The organism is Neisseria sp. HMSC067H09 (assembly GCF_001814135.1).
Taxonomy (GTDB): domain Bacteria; phylum Pseudomonadota; class Gammaproteobacteria; order Burkholderiales; family Neisseriaceae; genus Neisseria.
The window spans coordinates 1-941 of sequence record NZ_KV814882.1; the positions used below are offsets into that span (position 1 = coordinate 1).

At 42.0% G+C, this 941-nt stretch carries 1 protein-coding gene; it reads right to left on the reverse strand.

What is annotated here, in order from left to right; translation table 11 throughout:
- Window positions 1–755, reverse strand: a 755-nt coding sequence (locus HMPREF2954_RS03485; RefSeq protein ID WP_321178153.1) for a DNA cytosine methyltransferase, incomplete at its 3' end; no start/stop codon positions are given.
- Window positions 756–941 lie beyond the last annotated feature (186 nt).

Sequence of the window (941 nt, forward strand, 5' to 3'; positions counted from 1 at the left end):
TGTTTTTTTATTGCATCTGACAACCCTAATCCTTTTGGAGCGGGTTTTCTCATTTGCTGCGCATATTCAGACAGTTCAGAAGCTTCAGGGTAGGCAGAAAACCCCCAATCATAACCCGAATCAGAATGGGGAATAGGTGCCGGAAGGTCTTTAATGGCATCGGCAACATTGACTTTAGGTAAAGTAAATCTGAAATGGCTTTCAGATAAGGAATCAAAGTGTGCTTTATCGTAGCCCACAATAATCACCCGCCTGCGTTTTGTAGGAGCGCCGCAGTCAGAAGCATCGACAATGAGGGGACCAATTAATGTGTACTTTTTATTTACGATGGAAAGTGCGTTATTCAGTTGTGGTAAATTGCGTTTGTCGATCAGACCCTCGACATTCTCCATTACGAAAAATTTCGGGTCTAGTATATTGACGTGCCTGAAAAAATCTTCCAGCAGTTTTCTTCTCGGATCATTAACATCACCAATCCCCATTCTCGAATATCCTTGGCAAGGCGGCCCCCCTATCACACCGTCGATTTTTTGCCGCCCTAAAATATGGCGCCAGCCATTTTCGTCCAACAAGGACAAATCTTTATTCAGTACTTTTGTATGAGGAAAATTATTTTTATAGGCGGATTGGAGAGTGGGATCTATATCGATAGCCGCAATAGTGTGAAATCCCGCAAGTTCGGCTCCTAAACCGAAGCCGCCGCATCCGCAAAATAAATCTACTAAAACAGGTTTTGTATTCATCGTTTCGACCATTTGTATTTCTTACACGGCATTCTACGTTGAAAAAAACAATTTGTCGACCGTATGGAAGTAATCATTTCAAAACAATAGGTTAGGAATTAAGAGCAAAAAATGTGTAACCAATTGTTGCATTTGTTGGCGGCGGGTTTTACTTGCTTATACGGGTGTTTCAGACTTGGCCAACAGAAAAATCTAGGC